The organism is Laspinema olomoucense D3b (assembly GCF_025370785.1).
Classification (GTDB): Bacteria; Cyanobacteriota; Cyanobacteriia; order Cyanobacteriales; family Laspinemataceae; genus Laspinema; species Laspinema olomoucense.
Genome location: NZ_JAMXFA010000015.1, coordinates 138,722 through 156,262, shown reverse-complemented (window position 1 = coordinate 156,262; position 17,541 = coordinate 138,722). Strand labels below are relative to the sequence as shown.

The 17,541-nt window shown below is 49.1% G+C and carries 14 protein-coding genes; 4 read left to right on the top strand and 10 right to left on the bottom strand.

Features of this window, described 5'->3' with window-relative positions; all coding sequences use genetic code 11:
- Nucleotides 1–160: 160 nt before the first annotated feature.
- From NG792_RS13485 to NG792_RS13475, 3 genes are all read right to left on the bottom strand, one after another.
- On the bottom strand, nt 161–2,164 hold the full coding sequence (locus NG792_RS13485) for a serine/threonine protein kinase (RefSeq protein WP_261235716.1): 2,004 nt from the start codon (nt 2,162–2,164) through the stop codon (nt 161–163).
- Between the two features lie 411 nt (nt 2,165–2,575).
- Complete coding sequence (locus NG792_RS13480; RefSeq protein ID WP_261199283.1) at nt 2,576–2,926, bottom strand: hypothetical protein; 351 nt, start codon at nt 2,924–2,926, stop codon at nt 2,576–2,578.
- Nucleotides 2,927–3,208: 282 nt separating this feature from the next.
- Nucleotides 3,209–3,784 carry a tetratricopeptide repeat protein gene (locus NG792_RS13475; RefSeq protein ID WP_261199284.1) on the bottom strand — a complete coding sequence of 192 codons (576 nt, stop codon included), beginning with the start codon at nt 3,782–3,784 and terminating at the stop codon, nt 3,209–3,211.
- Nucleotides 3,785–4,095: 311 nt separating this feature from the next.
- On the opposite strand from NG792_RS13475, the gene NG792_RS13470 reads away from it, so the two are divergent.
- From NG792_RS13470 to NG792_RS13460, 3 genes are all read left to right on the top strand, one after another.
- Nucleotides 4,096–4,233: a hypothetical protein gene (locus NG792_RS13470; protein ID WP_261235715.1), complete on the top strand. Its 138-nt coding sequence runs from the start codon at nt 4,096–4,098 to the stop codon at nt 4,231–4,233.
- Nucleotides 4,234–4,415: 182 nt separating this feature from the next.
- On the top strand, nt 4,416–4,730 hold the full coding sequence (locus tag NG792_RS13465; RefSeq protein WP_261199286.1) for a hypothetical protein: 315 nt from the start codon (nt 4,416–4,418) through the stop codon (nt 4,728–4,730).
- A gap of 205 nt (nt 4,731–4,935) precedes the next feature.
- Nucleotides 4,936–6,663 (top strand): succinate dehydrogenase/fumarate reductase flavoprotein subunit, encoded by a 1,728-nt coding sequence (locus NG792_RS13460; protein WP_261235714.1) that lies wholly within the window; start codon nt 4,936–4,938, stop codon nt 6,661–6,663.
- A 160-nt stretch (nt 6,664–6,823) separates the two neighbouring features.
- On the opposite strand, the gene NG792_RS13455 is transcribed toward NG792_RS13460, so the two are convergent.
- Together NG792_RS13455 and NG792_RS13450 are read right to left on the bottom strand one after the other, a co-directional pair.
- Nucleotides 6,824–7,252, bottom strand: a complete 429-nt coding sequence (locus NG792_RS13455; protein ID WP_261235713.1) for a Dabb family protein — start codon at nt 7,250–7,252, stop codon at nt 6,824–6,826.
- A gap of 82 nt (nt 7,253–7,334) precedes the next feature.
- Nucleotides 7,335–8,306: a tetratricopeptide repeat protein gene (locus tag NG792_RS13450; RefSeq protein ID WP_261235712.1), complete on the bottom strand. Its 972-nt coding sequence runs from the start codon at nt 8,304–8,306 to the stop codon at nt 7,335–7,337.
- Nucleotides 8,307–8,989: 683 nt separating this feature from the next.
- Between NG792_RS13450 and patR the strand changes: the two genes are divergently transcribed.
- A complete protein-coding gene (gene patR, locus NG792_RS13445) occupies nt 8,990–9,979 on the top strand; it encodes a heterocyst master regulator PatR (protein ID WP_261199290.1) in 990 nt (329 codons plus the stop codon).
- Between the two features lie 70 nt (nt 9,980–10,049).
- Here patR and NG792_RS13440 read toward each other — a convergent pair whose 3' ends face one another.
- The 5 genes from NG792_RS13440 to cobN all read right to left on the bottom strand — a co-directional run bounded on the left by NG792_RS13440 (nt 10,050) and on the right by cobN (nt 17,529).
- Entirely contained in the window at nt 10,050–11,231 is a 1,182-nt protein-coding gene (locus NG792_RS13440; protein WP_261199291.1) for a homocysteine biosynthesis protein, read from the bottom strand.
- 155 nt (nt 11,232–11,386) lie between these two features.
- Nucleotides 11,387–12,622: an AI-2E family transporter gene (locus NG792_RS13435; protein ID WP_261199292.1), complete on the bottom strand. Its 1,236-nt coding sequence runs from the start codon at nt 12,620–12,622 to the stop codon at nt 11,387–11,389.
- A gap of 229 nt (nt 12,623–12,851) precedes the next feature.
- Nucleotides 12,852–13,046: a hypothetical protein gene (locus NG792_RS13430; RefSeq protein ID WP_261199293.1), complete on the bottom strand. Its 195-nt coding sequence runs from the start codon at nt 13,044–13,046 to the stop codon at nt 12,852–12,854.
- Nucleotides 13,047–13,146: 100 nt separating this feature from the next.
- Nucleotides 13,147–13,554, bottom strand: a complete 408-nt coding sequence (locus tag NG792_RS13425; RefSeq protein WP_317619509.1) for a DUF3226 domain-containing protein — start codon at nt 13,552–13,554, stop codon at nt 13,147–13,149.
- Between the two features lie 93 nt (nt 13,555–13,647).
- Nucleotides 13,648–17,529 carry a cobaltochelatase subunit CobN gene (cobN, locus tag NG792_RS13420; RefSeq protein ID WP_261235723.1) on the bottom strand — a complete coding sequence of 1,294 codons (3,882 nt, stop codon included), beginning with the start codon at nt 17,527–17,529 and terminating at the stop codon, nt 13,648–13,650.
- Between the last annotated feature and the right edge of the window lie 12 nt (nt 17,530–17,541).

Below are 17,541 nucleotides of genomic sequence, written 5' to 3'. Positions count from 1 at the left end.
GGAGAGCGGGGCGCTCGGGGAGATCGGGGAGAGCGGGGAGATGTTCAACGTCCCGACTTGCTGTCGTTTCTTCTCCCCATTCTCCCCATCCTCCCCATCCTCCCCATCCTCCCCATCCTCCCCATCCTCCCCATCCTCCCCACCTCCCCCATCCTCCCCATTACCCCATCCCTACAGCGAGTCCATAATGCACCAATAGCCAACTTAACCCGGTTCCCATACCGATGCCTAATGTGGCAACGGCTACCTGACGAGCGATCGCACCTATCCCCGAGTTTTTCCGTTGAATTTCCTGTTTGGCACTACTGCTTAAAACCAATCCCGTCACGCCGACTTCTGCAACTTTCCCGGCTATTCCCGTAGCCACTCCGATCGCCACAAAAGAAAGAGCAAAAATTAACAGCGGCAGTAACACTACTATCCGTTTAAAGCTTGCCTTAAATAGCTCTAATATCCCAATGCCAATGCCTCCCATTGACATTGCTGCTACAATTACCCCTAATAATTTCCGTTCTGGATGCTCCAACCAGGCAATATCGGCTAGAGTAAAAGACCACAAACCCAGTCCGACTAAACTCGGCGCCACCAGCCATTTGCGCGAAAATTCAGCCACCTGCTCGATCGCCGGGTCCTGAATTTTTTCGGAAAAGCCTCTCCCGGATAAAAGAACCAACGGAACGGAGATCGCCACAGCCACATAAGGGGACAAAAAAATCAACGGAATAGCTACAGTCGTTCCAAACAGGATAACCGGGAACGGCACTGCAATTTTTTGTTTCCAATTGGCTATTTTTCCGGGTTCCGGACCTACTAATTCTGCCGGGACTTGCCGAGGAGAAACTGACAGAGAAAGCGGGATAATTTGGGTTTTATTCGCGGTATTCGCGTGAAGTAAAAGATTGCGCGTATAATCTTGAGTGACAACTAAATTAGTGGTATCAATTTTAATTTCAAAGGCCGTCTCATTCCCCTGAAACTTGGCCGGTTTTATGGAAATCCAATCTGGCTTGGTTTTTGGATTATTCGAGTCGGGAGCAATTTCCCAGCGTCCGGCTAATACCGTATCTTCCACCGGATTTTTGACCGTGAGGGTTTGGGTGAGGGTTTCTGCTTCTTGGGCGCGTAATTCCAGCCGAGTTTGGCTAAATTCCGCTTCCGGTAACAGGCGGCAAACCGAAATGGGAGTCAGGGCTTCTAAAGCGGCAGCAGCATGAGAAAAGCGATCGCTACTATTCGGTTCCACCATTTTTTGTACCCAGTGGATAAACTCGTCACTGAGATGGGGGACTAACTCGGCAAAATTGAGGCGATAACTACTATCAATTAAGCGGTTAATTTCGCTAGAATCGGTTTGGGTGAGCAAACAAATTAAGGTAACTCCTAACCCATACAAATCAGACGCTTCCGTGAGTTTGAGATTGAGTAATTGCTCCGGTGGCATGAACCCCGGTGTGCCAGAAACTACACTACTTTGAGCAACTTCACCCCCACCGAGGCGGGCAAATCCAAAATCAATCAGGTAAATAATATCGGTGCGATCGCCCATTAAAATATTTTCCGGTTTGATATCTCGGTGAATCACCCCGGGAACCCGGTTTTGCAGATAGACCAAAATTTCCAAAACCGCTAGAGCAATTTGTTTAATTTTTTCCGGGTCCAATCGGCGAAAAATAGCTAAAGATTGGGCATTTTTATAGTCATGAACCAGACAAAATCCCTGATCGGTTTCAAAAGAATCCAGATAGCGAGGAATCCCTGGGTGACTGAGACCCTGCAACACTTTAATTTCCCGTTCATGAGCTTTGTAGGCGGACCAATCTGCACCCGGTTTGGCAAACTGAAATTGTTTGATCACCACAGGTTTTTGAGTTTTTAGATGGGTTGCTAAATAGGTCGAACGACCCCCAGTATAGTTATGACCCAAACTCTGCAGCACTTGATATCCGTGACTAGAACAGTCCGGGAACTGAGGCAAATTAGAACCCGAGGTGAGGGTTTCACTCGCTCCACTGGCGTTCTGGTATGGGCTATCCTTGCTCTTGAGGAGAGAAAAGAGACTTCCCTTTTGGGAATTTCCCGTTTCCTCCAGTCCCAAGGGGGCTTTATTTCCTGCAACCCGTTGGGAGATTTGTTGTAACCAGGTTTTCACGACTTTTTCGGCCATCACTTTAACTTGAGCAGCGAACCCTTTCTATTGTAAGGGATTGCTTTCCCCAACTGGGTGAAAATAGGGTAAAATTATCGAGTAGATTGGGAGTCATGACCCGAGGGCAGGATTGGCCCTGTCAGGCGAGAGTCTTTGTCTATTTTAAATTTTTATCTCCATTTTTAAAACTGTAATAAATAAAGAAAAAATTTAATAGTTTTTAAGCTTAAGAACTATTAAATTTTACCTGCCCAAGCAGAGGTTTTCAAGGTAAGCGAGTTGGGAATTAGCCTCATTAAAGCAAAATTTATCAAAACTGTTTTTATTTCTCTAAAGTGTCCCCAGAGGGATAACTTGATTAAGGCCAAAAAATAGCCCGCTTGTGCGGGCAGAGGTTGGGAAATTTCGCTATTTTTTAAAGGGGTTGGTTTAACGTCTCATGTAATCTCTTAAACTACCCCGGATTTCTCGCGCATCGCTGGAGCTATCACTGGCAACGGCGATCGCAGCTATCAGTTCTCGTCCAGTTTCAATGCACATAATTTTCGCTTCCAAATCGGAGGCCTCGCCCTCGACTAATTCATTATCCTGGACTTCCACATTCATCAACCCGGTGGATTTCATTGCTTCAACCGCTTGTCGCACACATCCATCCTGGTTTGTATCATCCATGCGGACCCAAGTCAAGCGCAAATTTTGGTCCGCTAACGAGGGGGTGGACCAAAACAGAAGACTCAAGCCTACGGTAGTGGCGAGGGTTTTTTGAAGGGGTTTCATCATAAAAGCTAAGGTTAAAGTGTCCAAGTAACTATAACGCTTTTTGGCCTTTTAAGTTCCTCCGAGGGGAGAAAAAAGAGGGGGTTCCAGAGGACGGAATGATATCGGAAGGGGAGGGAGCATCTCGGGAAATTTTAAAGCCTAACGGGTTGGGGAGATTGATGATTAGATTGCATCCCCTGGGGGGAATGAAAGGGGGAAAAGTAAAATTCCGGTGATTGAGTTTAAATCCTATCTAGCTGCCCTCGTGAAACCTCTATCCCTAGGGAAAGAGAGGGCAGTCTATTAATTTGGTTTTTTGATCGTTCGGTCTGAAATTTCTACCGCTTTATGATAAGCACGATCATAACAATCCCGGGCTTCTAAATAGCGATTTAATCTCGACCAAGCAATGCCTTCCATTTCCAGAATATGAGCGGATCCCATGCTATTGGGACAGAGGGCCAGGGCTTGTTTATAGGCAAAGATTGATTCCTCATAGCGTTCAATGGTAAAGAACAATGCGCCTAAGCCATTCCAGGCTTGATAACGGGCAATCGGATTAGCGCTGACTTCTAGGGCCTTGCGATAAGAGGCGATCGCCTCCTCATAGCGGTGTAGGCGTTTGAGTAACTCACCCCGTTGCTGCCATGCATAGCAGGCGGTGGGCTTTTGCACTAAAGCCGATTCATAAGCGGCGATCGCTTCGAGATAGGCTTTTCCTAACCGGAAGCGATCGCCTTCCCGCTTCCAATATTCATAATTTTGTCCAGCCTCTTGATGTTCAGTACCCAAACTATCCCTTCGATTTAACGGGGTCTGATGCCGGTTCAAGTTCGTGGGATTGATCTCAGGTAACTCATGAAACGGTTGTTCTTGCATTGGAATCTCCTAACCGATCAATTCCTGGAAAGGGGTCCTTTTTATGAGTCAAAACTCACTCAGAATCCCTTCGATACCTACCACAACGTTTCAGGGTTGAGATAGAGTCGGTTTGCTAAACCTGTTGTTCCTTAAAATAACTCACTTGATCCTTATGTCAGGATTTCTTAGTAAATTTTTTATACTTAGCCCCATTTCGGTTATATTACTTAACGTTACTTCACCCTAATTCATAAACCAATCTTCACAAACTCCACCCCTTGGCGCTCTATCCAAAGAGTGACTCAATTCTCGGTTCGTATCTAATTTTGATGACATCCAATCGGCAGGTTTCCGCTACAATCAGGAAACTGCTAGAGTTCATCATGCCCAAACGGCAGATGCCAATCAGCCAGTCAGACCGACCAAAACCGAGGAAAGCTGCCGAGGCGATCGCCCCTCAACGCTGACTGGGTATCGCGATCGCCGCCCTGTCAACCCCAACCCACCTAAAAACCGGCGATCGGCTCCCCCCAAAGAACTGGATTGTAAAGTGATGTTGCGAATCTTTCAAAAATCTTTAAAAATCTATTACAACAGAAACAGCATATTACTCTGATCTTAAATCTATAGTTTTCGAGGAAACCCCTTAATGAATAAGCTGCAAAAATACCGATTAGTCTGCACCCTGACCTTTGGAGATATCTACGGACAAATCATCATTTGGTTGATCGTGATTTTCCTGAGTTTAGCCTCCGCCCTCGCCTTGTGGAGTACAGCCCGTCAAATCTTCGCCCTCGCTACAGTGGGTTTAATTGTCGTACTCTCCCTGCCCTTTCTCCTCTTTGCCTTCGTCACCACCTTGCTCAATCACATCGAACTGAAGCCGGTCGAGATCTCTACAGAAGCGGCGGAATCAAGTTCTAGAACTGCACCCAACTCTAATCCCGCCCAAGCAGCCAGTTAGCCCAACCGAGGGACAAGCCAACTGCTTAACCTTCAAATCTTGAATGCTGCCCCGTTCATTTTCAAGCGCTAATCCGCCCTCCACTGAGCGATTCTAAAAAATTCCCTACCGTTGAGGAGGGATTTTTTTTTGAGTGGGAAAATAGATCCAGAAGCGATCCAGCAGACCTTTATAACCCATAAATCCAACCAAAGCCAAGAGAACCATGATAGAACATGACGTCATTATCGTCGGGGGCGGACTCGCCGGGTGTCGCGCCGCAGTGGAAATTGGGCGCATCAATCCCAGCATCGATGTCGCCGTAGTTGCCAAAACCCATCCCATTCGGTCCCATTCCGTTGCCGCCCAAGGGGGAATCGCCGCCACCCTTAAAAACGTAGATTCCACTGATACCTGGGAGGCCCACGCCTTTGATACGGTCAAAGGGTCCGACTATTTAGCGGATCAAGATGCCGTAGAACTGCTCACCAAAGAAGCCCCTGATGTGGTCATCGACCTCGAACACATGGGCGTCCTCTTCTCCCGCTTACCCGATGGGCGAATTGCTCAAAGGGCCTTCGGGGGCCATTCCCATAACCGCACCTGCTACGCCGCAGATAAAACGGGTCATGCCATGTTGCACGAACTGGTGAATAATCTGCGCCGCTATGGGGTCCGGGTCTATGAAGAATGGTACGTCATGCGGTTGATTTTGGAAGAGGGACAAGCCAAGGGATTGGTGATGTACCATATTCTCGATGGTCGCCTGGAAGTCGTGCGCGCCAAGGTGGTGATGTTTGCCACTGGAGGATATGGACGGGTGTTTAATACCACCTCCAATGACTTTGCCTCCACCGGAGACGGGTTGGCGATGTCGGCAATGGCGGGGGTGCCGTTGCAAGATATGGAGTTTGTGCAGTTCCATCCCACGGGACTTTATCCCGTGGGGGTGTTGATTTCGGAAGCGGTGCGTGGGGAAGGGGCTTATTTAATTAACAGCGAGGGCGATCGCTTTATGGCAACCTACGCCCCCAGTCGCATGGAGTTGGCCCCCCGTGACATTACCTCCCGGGCGATTACCCGAGAAATTCGCGCCGGACGAGGGGTGTATCCTGATGGTCGTCCCGGGGGGCCTTGTGTCTTCCTGGATTTGCGACACATGGGACAGGAAAAAATTATGAGCCGGATCCCCTTCTGCTGGGAAGAGGCCCACCGTTTGTTAGGGGTCGATGCGGTCTATGAACCGATGCCGGTGCGTCCCACCGGCCATTATTCAATGGGAGGCATTCCTGTTAATACCGAGGGACAGGTGCGAAGCGGTCCCGATGGGTTGGTGGAAGGATTCTTTGCAGCAGGGGAATGCGCCTGTGTTTCTGTACATGGTGCCAATCGCCTGGGGAGTAATTCCCTACTGGAATGTGTGGTGTATGGGAAAATAACCGGGGCGGCGATCGCCCGTTATGTTGAAAACCGCAAGTTGCCGGATCTGGACGATCGCCCCTACCTCCAACAAGCTCAACAGGAACTACAATCCCTGGTCGATCAGGCTGGCTCTCACCGCATTGGTGCCGTTCGGCAGGGATTCCAGGATGCTATGAGTGACCACTGCGGCGTGTTTCGCAGTGATGAATTGATGCGGGAAGGTTTAAAGCAATTAGAACATTTCCAGCAGCAGTATCAGCAGATTTATTTAGATGATAAAGGCAAACTATGGAACACGGAAATTATTGAAGCCTTAGAGTTACGCAGTTTAATGGTAGTTGGACAATTGATTTTAGCCAGTGCACTCAACCGTCAGGAAAGCCGAGGCGCTCATTTCCGCGAGGATTATCCCGATCGCGATGATGATCAGTTCCTCAAGCACACCTTGTCCTATTATTCTCCTGCCGGTGTGGATATTCGCTATCGACCTGTAACCATTACTCAGTTCCAGCCGAAAGAACGGAAGTATTAAACGCTGACGTTTGATTGATTCAGGAGGGCGAGCTTATAGTTCGCTTTCTTGAATGATTAGAAACCGGGTTTCTTGACTTTATCTGTGGCCCCAAAGCAACAAATTTTAGTTATAAACCCGGATTTTTTCTATTTTTTAAATTAAAAAAATCGAGTTTTAATCATTCTCCATAAAAATCAATAACTCTAATGTTGGCAATCTTTGAGCGGTTGCGGGCCAAAAATTCTTGATGATTCGGGTGGGGACCGTAGATATCTAAATCAGCATTTTTAGAGAGTTTAACATAGAGTCCGAGGTCATAATCTTTGAAATGAACCTCGCGGTCATCCCGGGCTTTGGGTCCTAATGAGACTTCTAAAACCCCGGGAATTGCGCTGATTAACCTGCGGTTATCTTCAATTGTTTGCTCAATTTGTTTTGGGGTAATATCGGGCTGGAGTTTAATTAAAACAATATGATGAACGGGTGGTTCTGAGGGGGATGGGGGTTGGGGATTACTTGCGATCGCCACCGTCGGGTTCATCTGACCCAGTTTAAACGCAGCCACAATTAATAATCCACCCAACGGCGTTAAAGGAATTTTAGCCACTGAATTAACCTCGGAATTGCTTCCCTGGGAGAGGGGTAAAAAAATGAAAGGGCAACCGCTGTTGCCCCTTTCCTAAATCATGCTACTCAGCTTCCGGTGCTGGTGTAGAATCGGCTTCCGGTGCTGGTGTAGAATCAGCTTCTGGTGCCGGAGTAGAATCGACTTCCGGTGCCGGTGCCGGTGACTCGGGTGCTGCTTCCGGTTGTGGGGTTGCCGGAACTGCTGGGGCGACTTGTTGCGCTTGTTGCTGGATTTGATCCCGGTACTGAGGCGGTGCTAATTTAGCCGCTGTTTCAAATAGGGGTTTAGCTTCAGCCATTTTCCCTTGATTTTGCCAGACAATAGCCTTGGCATAGATGGGACGAAAATCCTCGGGTTCAGCTTTCATGGCTTCATCGTAAACCGCGATCGCCTCATCATAGCGCTGTTGGTCCGCATAGACCTGTCCTAAAATCACCTGAACGGAAACTACATCTATGCTTCCCGGCTGAATTTGATTGGCTTGGGGAGCAGTTTTGAGGGTATCCTCAAGCAGCCCGATCGCCGCTTCGGGACGGTTTTCCATCAGCAAAAGGTTCACATAACCTTGGAGGGCATTAATATTACCCGGTTGGGTTTCCAAAATGGTGCGATAGACAGTGGAAGCCCCATCGCGATCGCCGATTTGTTGCTTGCCTTGAGCCAGTAAGACCGCATAATCAGTGCGTTGGGGATTGATAGCCACTAATTTTTCCAAAGCGGCGATCGCCCCAGGGATATCTTGTAACTTGAGTCGAGTCTCCAACAGTCCGCGCAGGGCCGTCTCATTGTTCGGTTCCCGCTGCACCACTAATTCATAACCCCTAGCTTGAGCTTCCAAATCCCCCTGCTGCGAATTGGTGGTCGAATTGGTGGTCGTTGTTGGGGTTGCAACCGTGTTCGACGAATTGGCTTGTGTGGCGTTCATCACGCCATTGACAATCGGCGTAATAATTGGTGCCAGACCAATTCCCACAAAGGCAACTAGCCCCAGGATCAAGACGTACAACTTCCATCGCCCCAGCTTTTGTGACACTATAAAACCTCTAACTCTATCCACATTTTAATCAACATCGGCAGTAACCGCAGGGATTCCTAAAAGAATTAACGCCTTTGAATCAAGGTGATGATTGTAGCTGAGTTTGCAGACAACAGGCAAGGGAGAATCCGGTTGTGATCCTTTGAATCCTGATTCCATTATTAACAGCCAATCCTTACACCTACAAGACATTTCCGGAGTCCTTCAGTGGTCCGGCACCCTAAATAGAGATCCGGGATATTCACGAAGCCGATGGAGCAGCGATCGCCCCTCCATCCACCAACCCAAAGCGAGAAAAGCCGACTCAATGCTATCTTGATCAGGAGTGCGTTTTAACGGCAATCTGCATTAAAGAACCCTAGTTTCCGGCATTACGCCACGAGCAAGCATGGACAGAGCGTACCCCTGATCGACTAGATTTGACGGGTATGAATGCTGTGGGAGCCCGTAAAAAGCAGAAACCATGCGGATTCGGCCCTAGCATCCTTGCATTTTAGGTAAAATCAGCAGCCTGATGGAAAACAAGCCCCTATCTCCCGATAGTGGGTGGGTTCCTCCCTTATCTGAAGTCAGGATGCAACGAGCTTAATTCTATAGAACCTGTCAAATTCAGGTTTAGAATCATAAAGCGTTTTTCAAGTTAGCTGTCACCGGATGTGTCTCCGCCGCCAGGAGGTTTTATGAATTCCTCTCCCAATCAAATTCCAAGCTCCGCTAATACTCCAGAAGCAGGCCAGCCTGATCCTAGCGTTCAGGCCCCCCCGCCCGACTTCTCCCCTAGCCCTCCGACAAAATCACCGGAACCAAAAGCCGTCGCCGAATCCAAGAAACAGCCCGATCCCGAGGCTGTGTCGAATGATTCGGACGGGACAGTGATGCGGCCTCATCCGATTCCCCTGCCTTCTGAACCGAAGCAATATCGGGCGATCGGATTGGTCGCCGGTCGCTATCAACCCTCGGAAGAACAATTCACCCGAGGGAATTTAATCACCCCAGAAGGAACCGCAATTGATGCCGTTTTGCTGGGAAAAGTCATGAGTTTGGTCAAAAATCATCTCAGTGATGAAGAAGATCACCTCTGGGTGGTTTATCCTCGCACTAGACAGAAAGAAAAGACCTTGCACGTGCAAATTATGGGGGTGTGGGAGCCGGAAAAACTGACCCCCGCCTCCTCTGAATCTCCAGCCCAAACGACCGAAGCGACAGCGACGGTCACCGATGGGTCATCTCCCACGGAAGAACCGGGCGAGGTAGCGATTCAAGATGGCTATTTTTCCATTCGTGGCGAGGTGATTTTTCAATCCCAGGACGAAGAATATATCGTCGTTAAAATCAAGCAAAGCCCTAAAGATTCTGACACCAAACCTAAGTTTTTCAAGTTACAGCTTGAGGGAACTTTACCTGGAAAAGCGGTGGGTCATTTCTGGGACTTGCACGTGAAGCGTCAGGAAAATTCTCTGCGGATTGAGCAGGGGAACGACATGGGATCAATTGCACCTAAAAAGAAAAAGCCCTTTAAAGGGAAAGGGGGTAAGCCTGGGGGCAGCAAGCGCCCCTTCAAGAGTTCTGGACGCCCAGTCCCCAACCCGACGGTTCAGCAAACCGCCGCACCCCGCACCGATCCGCTTCCCAAACCCGTTAAGCGTAATAAACCCCCAAATCAGGAATAAACCGTTCATCAGGGTGGGTTTTGAATTCCCTCACTGGAATTCTTGAACTCTGCACAACCCTCCGCGTGGATTATTCCAAGCTAAGTTGAGACCCCCACAAATTTTGGGGTAAAAACGAGCGGTCCATCGGCAGGGGGATGACAGGTTCGGTCAGGGTAAACTCCCCGGATTCGATCCATTGCTTTAATTCCAAGGCAACTAGACGGGAAAAGAAGATACTGGCTAGAGGTGCTGTCCGCACGGGTTTGCCTTCCAGGGTAATCCGACCCGTTTTAAGCTGGGCGTAGCTGACTAACCCAAAGGTCGGACGAACCCGACGGGGGATGGAGAAATCCACAATCGGGGCAACTACATCTTGGTCTTGCACCGCACAGTGCAGGACCACTTGCTCGTTGAGGATGGGTAATGGGACTCCGACGCCCAGCATTAAGGAGGGACCGTAATTGTGGAAGTAGCAACCCCGCACCCATCGCGGATTCATTTGTTTAGCATCTCCTATTAAGGCTAAGGTGGCCGCAGGGCCAATCGGTGTCTTATTCGGCAGGCGTTTTTGCTTGGGAAAGTGCTGAGTCCCTTCCCAAGCAACATAACCAATTCCGCCCCCTAAAAAAATTCGGGTTCCGGGACCAATGAGGTCCAGTTGGGGGTCGTTGAGTAGGGGCGAAATAGCGCCCGGGTTGGAATAGACGGCATTCCCGAGATGGGGTTGTAATGGACCCAGGTAGGTAAATAAGGGTCGATCGCCCCCATTCACGCCTACAATAAAATTTTGATATAAGTTTCGAGGATTATATAAATAAAACTGGTTAATGGTGTCCTTGGTCAGGGTGGTTTCAAAGGAAGCCCGGGGATAGCAATCTGTGACTTGTCCGATCGCCCTCAGATGAATCGGTTTCCCGGCAATTAAATCGGCGATCGCATGACCCCCACCCCGTTCTCGGATTTCCTCTCCATCTTGCGCTTCCGCCACTTCCGCTGCCCCCAAGTACAAATCCACCGCCCCAAACCCCGAATAGGCGGGGACCCCATCTAACCAACAGCGCCGAATTTTAATCGGGGGGTCCGTATGTCCCAGGTTTATAATTGCCCCAGATGACTCCATCGGTTCAAAGGTCCCCGTCGTCACCACATCCACTTCCTTTGTCACCGCTGGGATGCCCTTTTCCAGAACCCGCGCTTTCAGTTCTTCTACAGTCCAGACAACCGCTTTTTTCTGGCTGATTTTATCATTAATTTCTGCAATTGTTCGCATAATTTGGGTTCTTTACTACGGGGATTAATTGGTAGGAATTTCTGAGGATTGTGAACGAATTCCTCCCTGATTACGGTTAGGGCTTTGGGGTTATAACAGCAAATTTCAAGGCAAGAATCCGGGTAAAAAGCCACTGAATTAAGTGAGTTTTCGCCTTATTCGGGTTGGGGTTGTTCCTGAAAGTCGGGTCCCGATTTTACGTCTGGGGGAATCAATGGGCGATCGCTTTCCTTGGGGCGATCGTCCCAAGGGTCATAGTCTAGAGGGGATAGGTCCTGACTTGAGGACAACAACGACACTGATTCGGTTTCGGTGGGGATATCAACGGGTGCGATCGCCTCGAAGCGCCTTGATCGTCTGGTCGCAAAGGGTTTGCGCCAGGGGTCTAATATATCTTTCACCACTGTTTCTTGAAGCCACACTTGAAGGACTAAGGTTAAGGGCAGGGCTAAAAATAAGCCTAAAAAGCCAAAAATAGAAGCAAAAAAGACTTGGGCAATTAAGGTGACCGCAGGCAGTAAAAAAATCTGCTGGGTCATCACGTAAGGAGTCAGGACATTACTTTCTAATTGCTGAATGAAAATATACAACGCCAGCACTGCTAGGGATTTCCAGGGTGCATCCAGCAGGGCGATCGCCATTGGGGGAATTGCACTTAAGGCCGGTCCAATATTGGGGATAAAGGTTAACAAACCCGCTAATACCCCATTGGCTAAAGCTAGGGGAACTCCCAAAATTAAGAGGCCAATCCAGCTTAGTACCCCTATCACCATCATGTTAAATAGAATGCCAATCAGCCATCCCCCTAACGCTACATCGCAGCGATCGAGAATTCCATCAACTCGCCATCGGTAAAATGAGGGGAAGATGCGCACGAAGGCACTCCGGTAAGCTTGAGGACTGCTCACCATCATTAAAGCCAGAACTAAGACTAATAAAAAGCTTAATAATCCCCCAAAAGTCCCGCCCACAACTGCTCCAGCACCTCCGACTAATTGATTGGCTAAGGGTTGGAGTTGTTGAACAATACTATTAACATCGGGTAAATATTGCTTCAACTGCGGGGGGACTCGGGTTCTAAATTGATAAATTAAATCATTAATTTCGGCAAATCCTAAAGTCAAGAGTTGAGTGAGTTGCTGCAATTGAGTGGCAAATGGAGGCACAATCAACCAAAAAAAGCTCACCAAAACGAGTAGTAACAAGAGGATGGAAATCATTACGGCCCAACCCCGTTTGATGCCAAACCATTGCAATCGGCGAGCGAGTCGATTTAAGGCCGTTGCTAGGACGACTGCAGCAAATAGCAGTAATAAAATTTCTCGGATTTGCCAGAGAATATAGAAAGAAATAAAAACGGCTAATAAGCCCATCCATTGACCTAAATTCACGGCGATCGCTCCCTCCCATCTAAGCTATTTCAGCTAACCCCGCTTTGTCTCGACCCTAAATCAGGGGTTCCAATCTTCAGCAGATTGACCCCGGGGATTGTACTTGATACTCAATATAGCCTCAACTGGGTCTTGTCGCCTTAAAAGCGCTCAACTGCCTTGTGCAGAGGCGATCGCACCACATCCTCCCCTCCTGGAACTCAAAAGGGCCTGTGGCTCCTCAGCCCCCTTAATTCTGTGGATCCTGGAAATACAGTCGCCAACTCAGGACCCCGAAGATGATCGCCGCTGGTGTACAAACCAGGAGTAAGGCGATCGGCGAGGTGTTTGGAATCGCCAGCAGAGGACCTCCGTATTTGATAGCCGCAGAAACGATGGCGGAGGCTACCATCACCTTGATGATAAATACAGTATTACTATCCATTGTGATTCCTGACACTTGAAAAACTGAACCGAACCTTTTATATCATGTTTGCTCGCCCACCCAAACTGACCTCATCCCCTTTCCCCCCGAACCACCTCTTTTAAGACCCTCTCCTCAGGGGAGAGGGCCGTTGTAACCAAGCCGCAAAAACTTGGGCGATCGCTGACTCTTTCTGTAAAACCCGTGCCGTAATTGCCTGTGCCATCGGCATTCCTGGAGTCTCCTGCCATGCCAACCACGTATGAATCAGCGCCTTTGCCCGATGAATTTTTCCATATCGGTTGAGTCTCCCTTCTTCAACTTCTCTTAAAATATCTTCCGCTTTCGGACGCAAATTATCATCTTCTGGGATAAACATTGCAGCAAAATTCTTTAACATTCCCGGCAGTTGATTATTCGGCATCACCCAAACTCCCACCCGCTTTAAAAAAGGATCTCTCGGTTGATAAACCCACCCCTCTACCCGAAGCGAATCGGGGATACTCTGCTTTGGGATAATCGCTGGCAATCAACCTATCTCTAATCGATTGCCATCGCGCTGGTAAATCTTGGTCCGCATCCACCACAATTCCCCAGGTTGGTAACTTCCGTTGCTTCAATTTTAGGAACCGATCGCCGATTCGATCGCCCCTTCTGCATCATGGACGATCGCCCGTAACTCCTCCAACATCCGTTGATCCACCCCTTCCCACAAACCGCGCTGATTCGCCTCTAACAACCGTTCCGCCATATCCCGCAACGCCCAGGGATTCTTCTGGTGGATAAAGTCCCGCACTTTGTCATCTAACAAATATGCCTTTGCCACGCCCTCATACATAAAATCTTCTACACAATGTGCTGTGGCATCGTAAGCAAACAAATAATCCAAAGTAGCGGCCATTTCAAACGCACCTTTATACCCGTGACGCATCACGCCCTCAATCCATTTCGGATTCACCACTCGCGATCGATATACTCGGTCAATTTCCTCCTGTAACCGGCGAATTTTGGGCTTTTCAGGTAGGGAATGGTCGCCGAAATAGGCCACTGCATCCGTGCCTCGCACTGCCCGTACTGCCGCTAATAACCCGCCTTGGAACTGATAATAATCATCAGAATCTAGTAAATCATGTTCCCGATTATCTTGGTTATGTAAGACAATCTGCATTTGCCCTAACCGTTGCTCAAATGCTTCTGGGGCGGAATGTCCATTTCCCATGCCTGTATAAGCATAACTACTCCAGTTGATATAGGCGCGGGCCAAATCTGCGTCATTCGTCCAGTTTTGTCCTTCGATTAATCCTTGTAATCCCGCCCCATAAGCGCCCGGTTTTGACCCGAAGACTCGATAACGCGATCGCCGGTTTGCCTGTTCCGGAGTCAACCCCAACCCTTGCCAAGTCTCACTTTCTACCTGCACTTGCGCCGCCAAGGGATTATCTGTTGCCGGTTCCTCCAAACTCGCCACCGCTTCCACCGCGCGATCGAACAAATCGATCAGGTTGGGAAAGGCATCGCGGAAAAATCCTGATACTCTCAATGTGACATCGACTCGCGGACGTCCCAAAACTCGGACCGGCAAAATTTCAAAATCGACCACGCGCCGGGAGGGTCCATCCCAGACTGGGCGCACCCCCAGCAAGGCGAGGGCCTCAGCAATGTCATCGCCACCCGTTCGCATGGTGGAGGTCCCCCAAACTGATAATCCCAGGGTTTGCGGATATTCCCCATTTTCCTGAGTGTAGCGCTCGATCGCCTCTTCGGCGGCCCTTCGTCCAATATCCCAAGCAGTTTCTGTGGGAATTGCGCGAATATCTACGGAGTAAAAATTGCGTCCCGTCGGCAGAACTTCAGGACGTCCTCGGGTGGGTGCACCGGATGGCCCACTCTTAATATATCGTCCATCTAATCCCCTTAACAATTGAGTGATTTCTTCGGAAGTTCGTTGCAATGCCGGAAGCAAACAATCGCGAATCCAATCTAATTCTTTTGCTGTGGCGCTGTTGGGTTTGGGGAGAATTGTTTCTCCCATCGGGTCAATAATTTGGCTGACTAATGCTGCTGCTTCTGCTTCTAAAGAGGCGATCGCATCTCCAATGGTCCGCCGAGAAGAATTAGCTGTCAATTCTGGCAAAAATTCCGCCGGATTGCTGGTGAGAGGGTCAAAGGAAAATGCTTGATCCGCTGCTAAAGCGCGGGTGAGTCCCATGCGACTGCCTCCGGGATGTCTGGCGATCGCCACAATTAAATCCACCAGTTGCCGCCCTTCGGGGCATTTCCCAAAAATATGCAGCCCATCTCGGATCTGCGCTTCTTTTAATTCACACAAATAGCCATCTAAATTGGCAATTAAGGCCGTAAATTCTGGATTCGGTTCGGTAGAATTGGATGAAGTAGTCCAAGATGAGTGTTTATCTAAATGTTGGTCTTTTACCAGTTGTAACAGGCGACTGCGGATTGGTTTTAACCGAACGGGATCTAAACTTTGGGCTTCATAATATTCATCGATTAACCCTTCGAGTTGTTGTAGGGGACCGTATAATTCTGCCCGGGTCATGGGCGGCGTTAAATGGTCAATAATCACTGCTTGCGATCGCCGCTTTGCTTGTGACCCTTCCCCTGGGTCATTAACGATAAAAGGATAAAAATGCGGCATCGGTCCCAGGGCAACTTCTGGGAAACAATTTTCCGATAAAGCGATACTTTTCCCGGGTAACCATTCTAAATTCCCATGTTTGCCTACATGAGTAATGGCCTGGGCACCAAAGCATTCTCGAATCCAATAATAATAGGCTAGATATTCATGAGTCGGTTCTAAATCCGGGGCGTGATAGTTTAAGCTGGGGTCTATTTCGTAGCCTCGGGAGGGTTGAATTCCGATAAAGATATTGCCCAATTGGATGCCAGGAATGGGGAAGGTTTGGGTTTCAAAAGAAGGGCGATCGCCTGGGGTTTTTCCCCAGCGATTTTCAATTCCTTGGCGAACCTGTTCTGGCAAGGTTTGAAAATAGGATTGATAGTCTTTCCCTGGTAATACTTGGCGAATTTTTCTCCATCCTTCCCCTTCCGGGTCATTGGTGACTCCAGCAGTGAGGAGGCGAATCAATTCGTCCCCAGTGGTGGGGATATTTTCCACGCAATACCCAGCAGTTTGGAGGGCGTTGAGGATGGCGATACAACTTGCCGGGGTATCCAGTCCCACCCCATTAGCGAGGCGTCCGTCTCGGGTGGGATAATTGGCCAGAATTAAGGCAATTTTGCGCTGACTGGGGGGAGTTTGCCGGAGTTTGATCCAGTTGGCAGCGAGATCGGTGACGAAATTAATGCGATCGCCCAAGGGTTCGTACATCACCACCGGGGTCTCCAGTTTTACATGATTTTCTTGTACCGTCTTAAACGACACCACCCGAGTAATAATTCGTCCATCCACTTCCGGAAGAGCAACATTCATCGCCATATCCCGGGGTGAGAGCCCTTGAAAACCCGTTTCCCATTGTTGCTGAGTGCCTCCACTGAAAATTACTTGCAAAACCGGGACATCGAGGGTGTCCCAGAATCTTAGATCCGCAGTAGCAAAGTCTGGGGTACTGGGTAAAGTTTGGACAGCTTGACCGATCGCAAACCCTGTGGTATTTAATATTATCTGCACGGTTTCAGTGTGAGGGGGTTGCAGATAGGTCAACAATTCTGCTTGGACATCTTGATCGCGTAAAGAAGAGACAAATACCGGCACCGGGTCTAAGTGGCGATCGCGCAACCCTTGACAAAGTGCATCAATCGGGGCAGTATTTCCAGCCAGGTAATGAGCGCGATAAAATAAAATTCCCACCCTGGGAAATGAGGTGGATAATTCACCGGAATTTAGACCCGATTTAGAATTAACTGATTGTGAGGGATTGAGGGGTGATTCTTCTCGGGTAAACGGTGGATTTGAAAGTCCCAAGCTTGCCGATTTCCAAGGATAAAGTCCAACCCGAGGGATCGGCATCGGTGGGGCAGGATTGTATTCTCTTTTTAAACAAATCTGGGCGACAAATTGGAGCGCATTAACTAGATTATCGACACCGCCTTCGGTAAAATATTGCCAGACTTGATTAACCACAACCAGGGGAACGGAGGAATGACCGATTAAATCGGGGTCACCGGCATCATCGCCGGGAATCACAATCAGGTGAGCACCTGTATTTTGCACCGTTTCTCGAACCACTTCTAACCCGTAGGACCAATAAGCACGCCCTCCCAACAATCTCAAGACAATCACCTGTGCCTCGCACAGGACCTCCAGTGCGTAAGCATCGATACTGAGTTGCTGTTGCAGTTGCAGCAGATTGACAACCCGTAAATCGGGGAAGTCCGGCGGGAGGTGGACGAGGGCCTGGGCGATCGCTTGAATATCCGTATCCGCCGCCGTCACGATCGCGATGGGTGCCGGAGTTTGGGAGACCAAAATTACCCCCTCCTCCTGCGGATTCCAACCCCCGGGGGTAGCAGCTAGACGATGCATGAGAGTCTCCTG

Coding starts and splice junctions, on each gene's coding strand:
- NG792_RS13460 (WP_261235714.1), top strand. CDS start 4,936: ATGATAGAACATGACGTCATTATCGTCGGGGGCGGACTCGCCGGGTGT.
- patR (WP_261199290.1), top strand. CDS start 8,990: ATGAATTCCTCTCCCAATCAAATTCCAAGCTCCGCTAATACTCCAGAA.
- cobN (WP_261235723.1), bottom strand. CDS start 17,529: ATGCATCGTCTAGCTGCTACCCCCGGGGGTTGGAATCCGCAGGAGGAG.
- NG792_RS13440 (WP_261199291.1), bottom strand. CDS start 11,231: ATGCGAACAATTGCAGAAATTAATGATAAAATCAGCCAGAAAAAAGCG.
- NG792_RS13470 (WP_261235715.1), top strand. CDS start 4,096: ATGACATCCAATCGGCAGGTTTCCGCTACAATCAGGAAACTGCTAGAG.
- NG792_RS13480 (WP_261199283.1), bottom strand. CDS start 2,926: ATGATGAAACCCCTTCAAAAAACCCTCGCCACTACCGTAGGCTTGAGT.
- NG792_RS13475 (WP_261199284.1), bottom strand. CDS start 3,784: ATGCAAGAACAACCGTTTCATGAGTTACCTGAGATCAATCCCACGAAC.
- NG792_RS13485 (WP_261235716.1), bottom strand. CDS start 2,164: ATGGCCGAAAAAGTCGTGAAAACCTGGTTACAACAAATCTCCCAACGG.
- NG792_RS13430 (WP_261199293.1), bottom strand. CDS start 13,046: ATGGATAGTAATACTGTATTTATCATCAAGGTGATGGTAGCCTCCGCC.
- NG792_RS13465 (WP_261199286.1), top strand. CDS start 4,416: ATGAATAAGCTGCAAAAATACCGATTAGTCTGCACCCTGACCTTTGGA.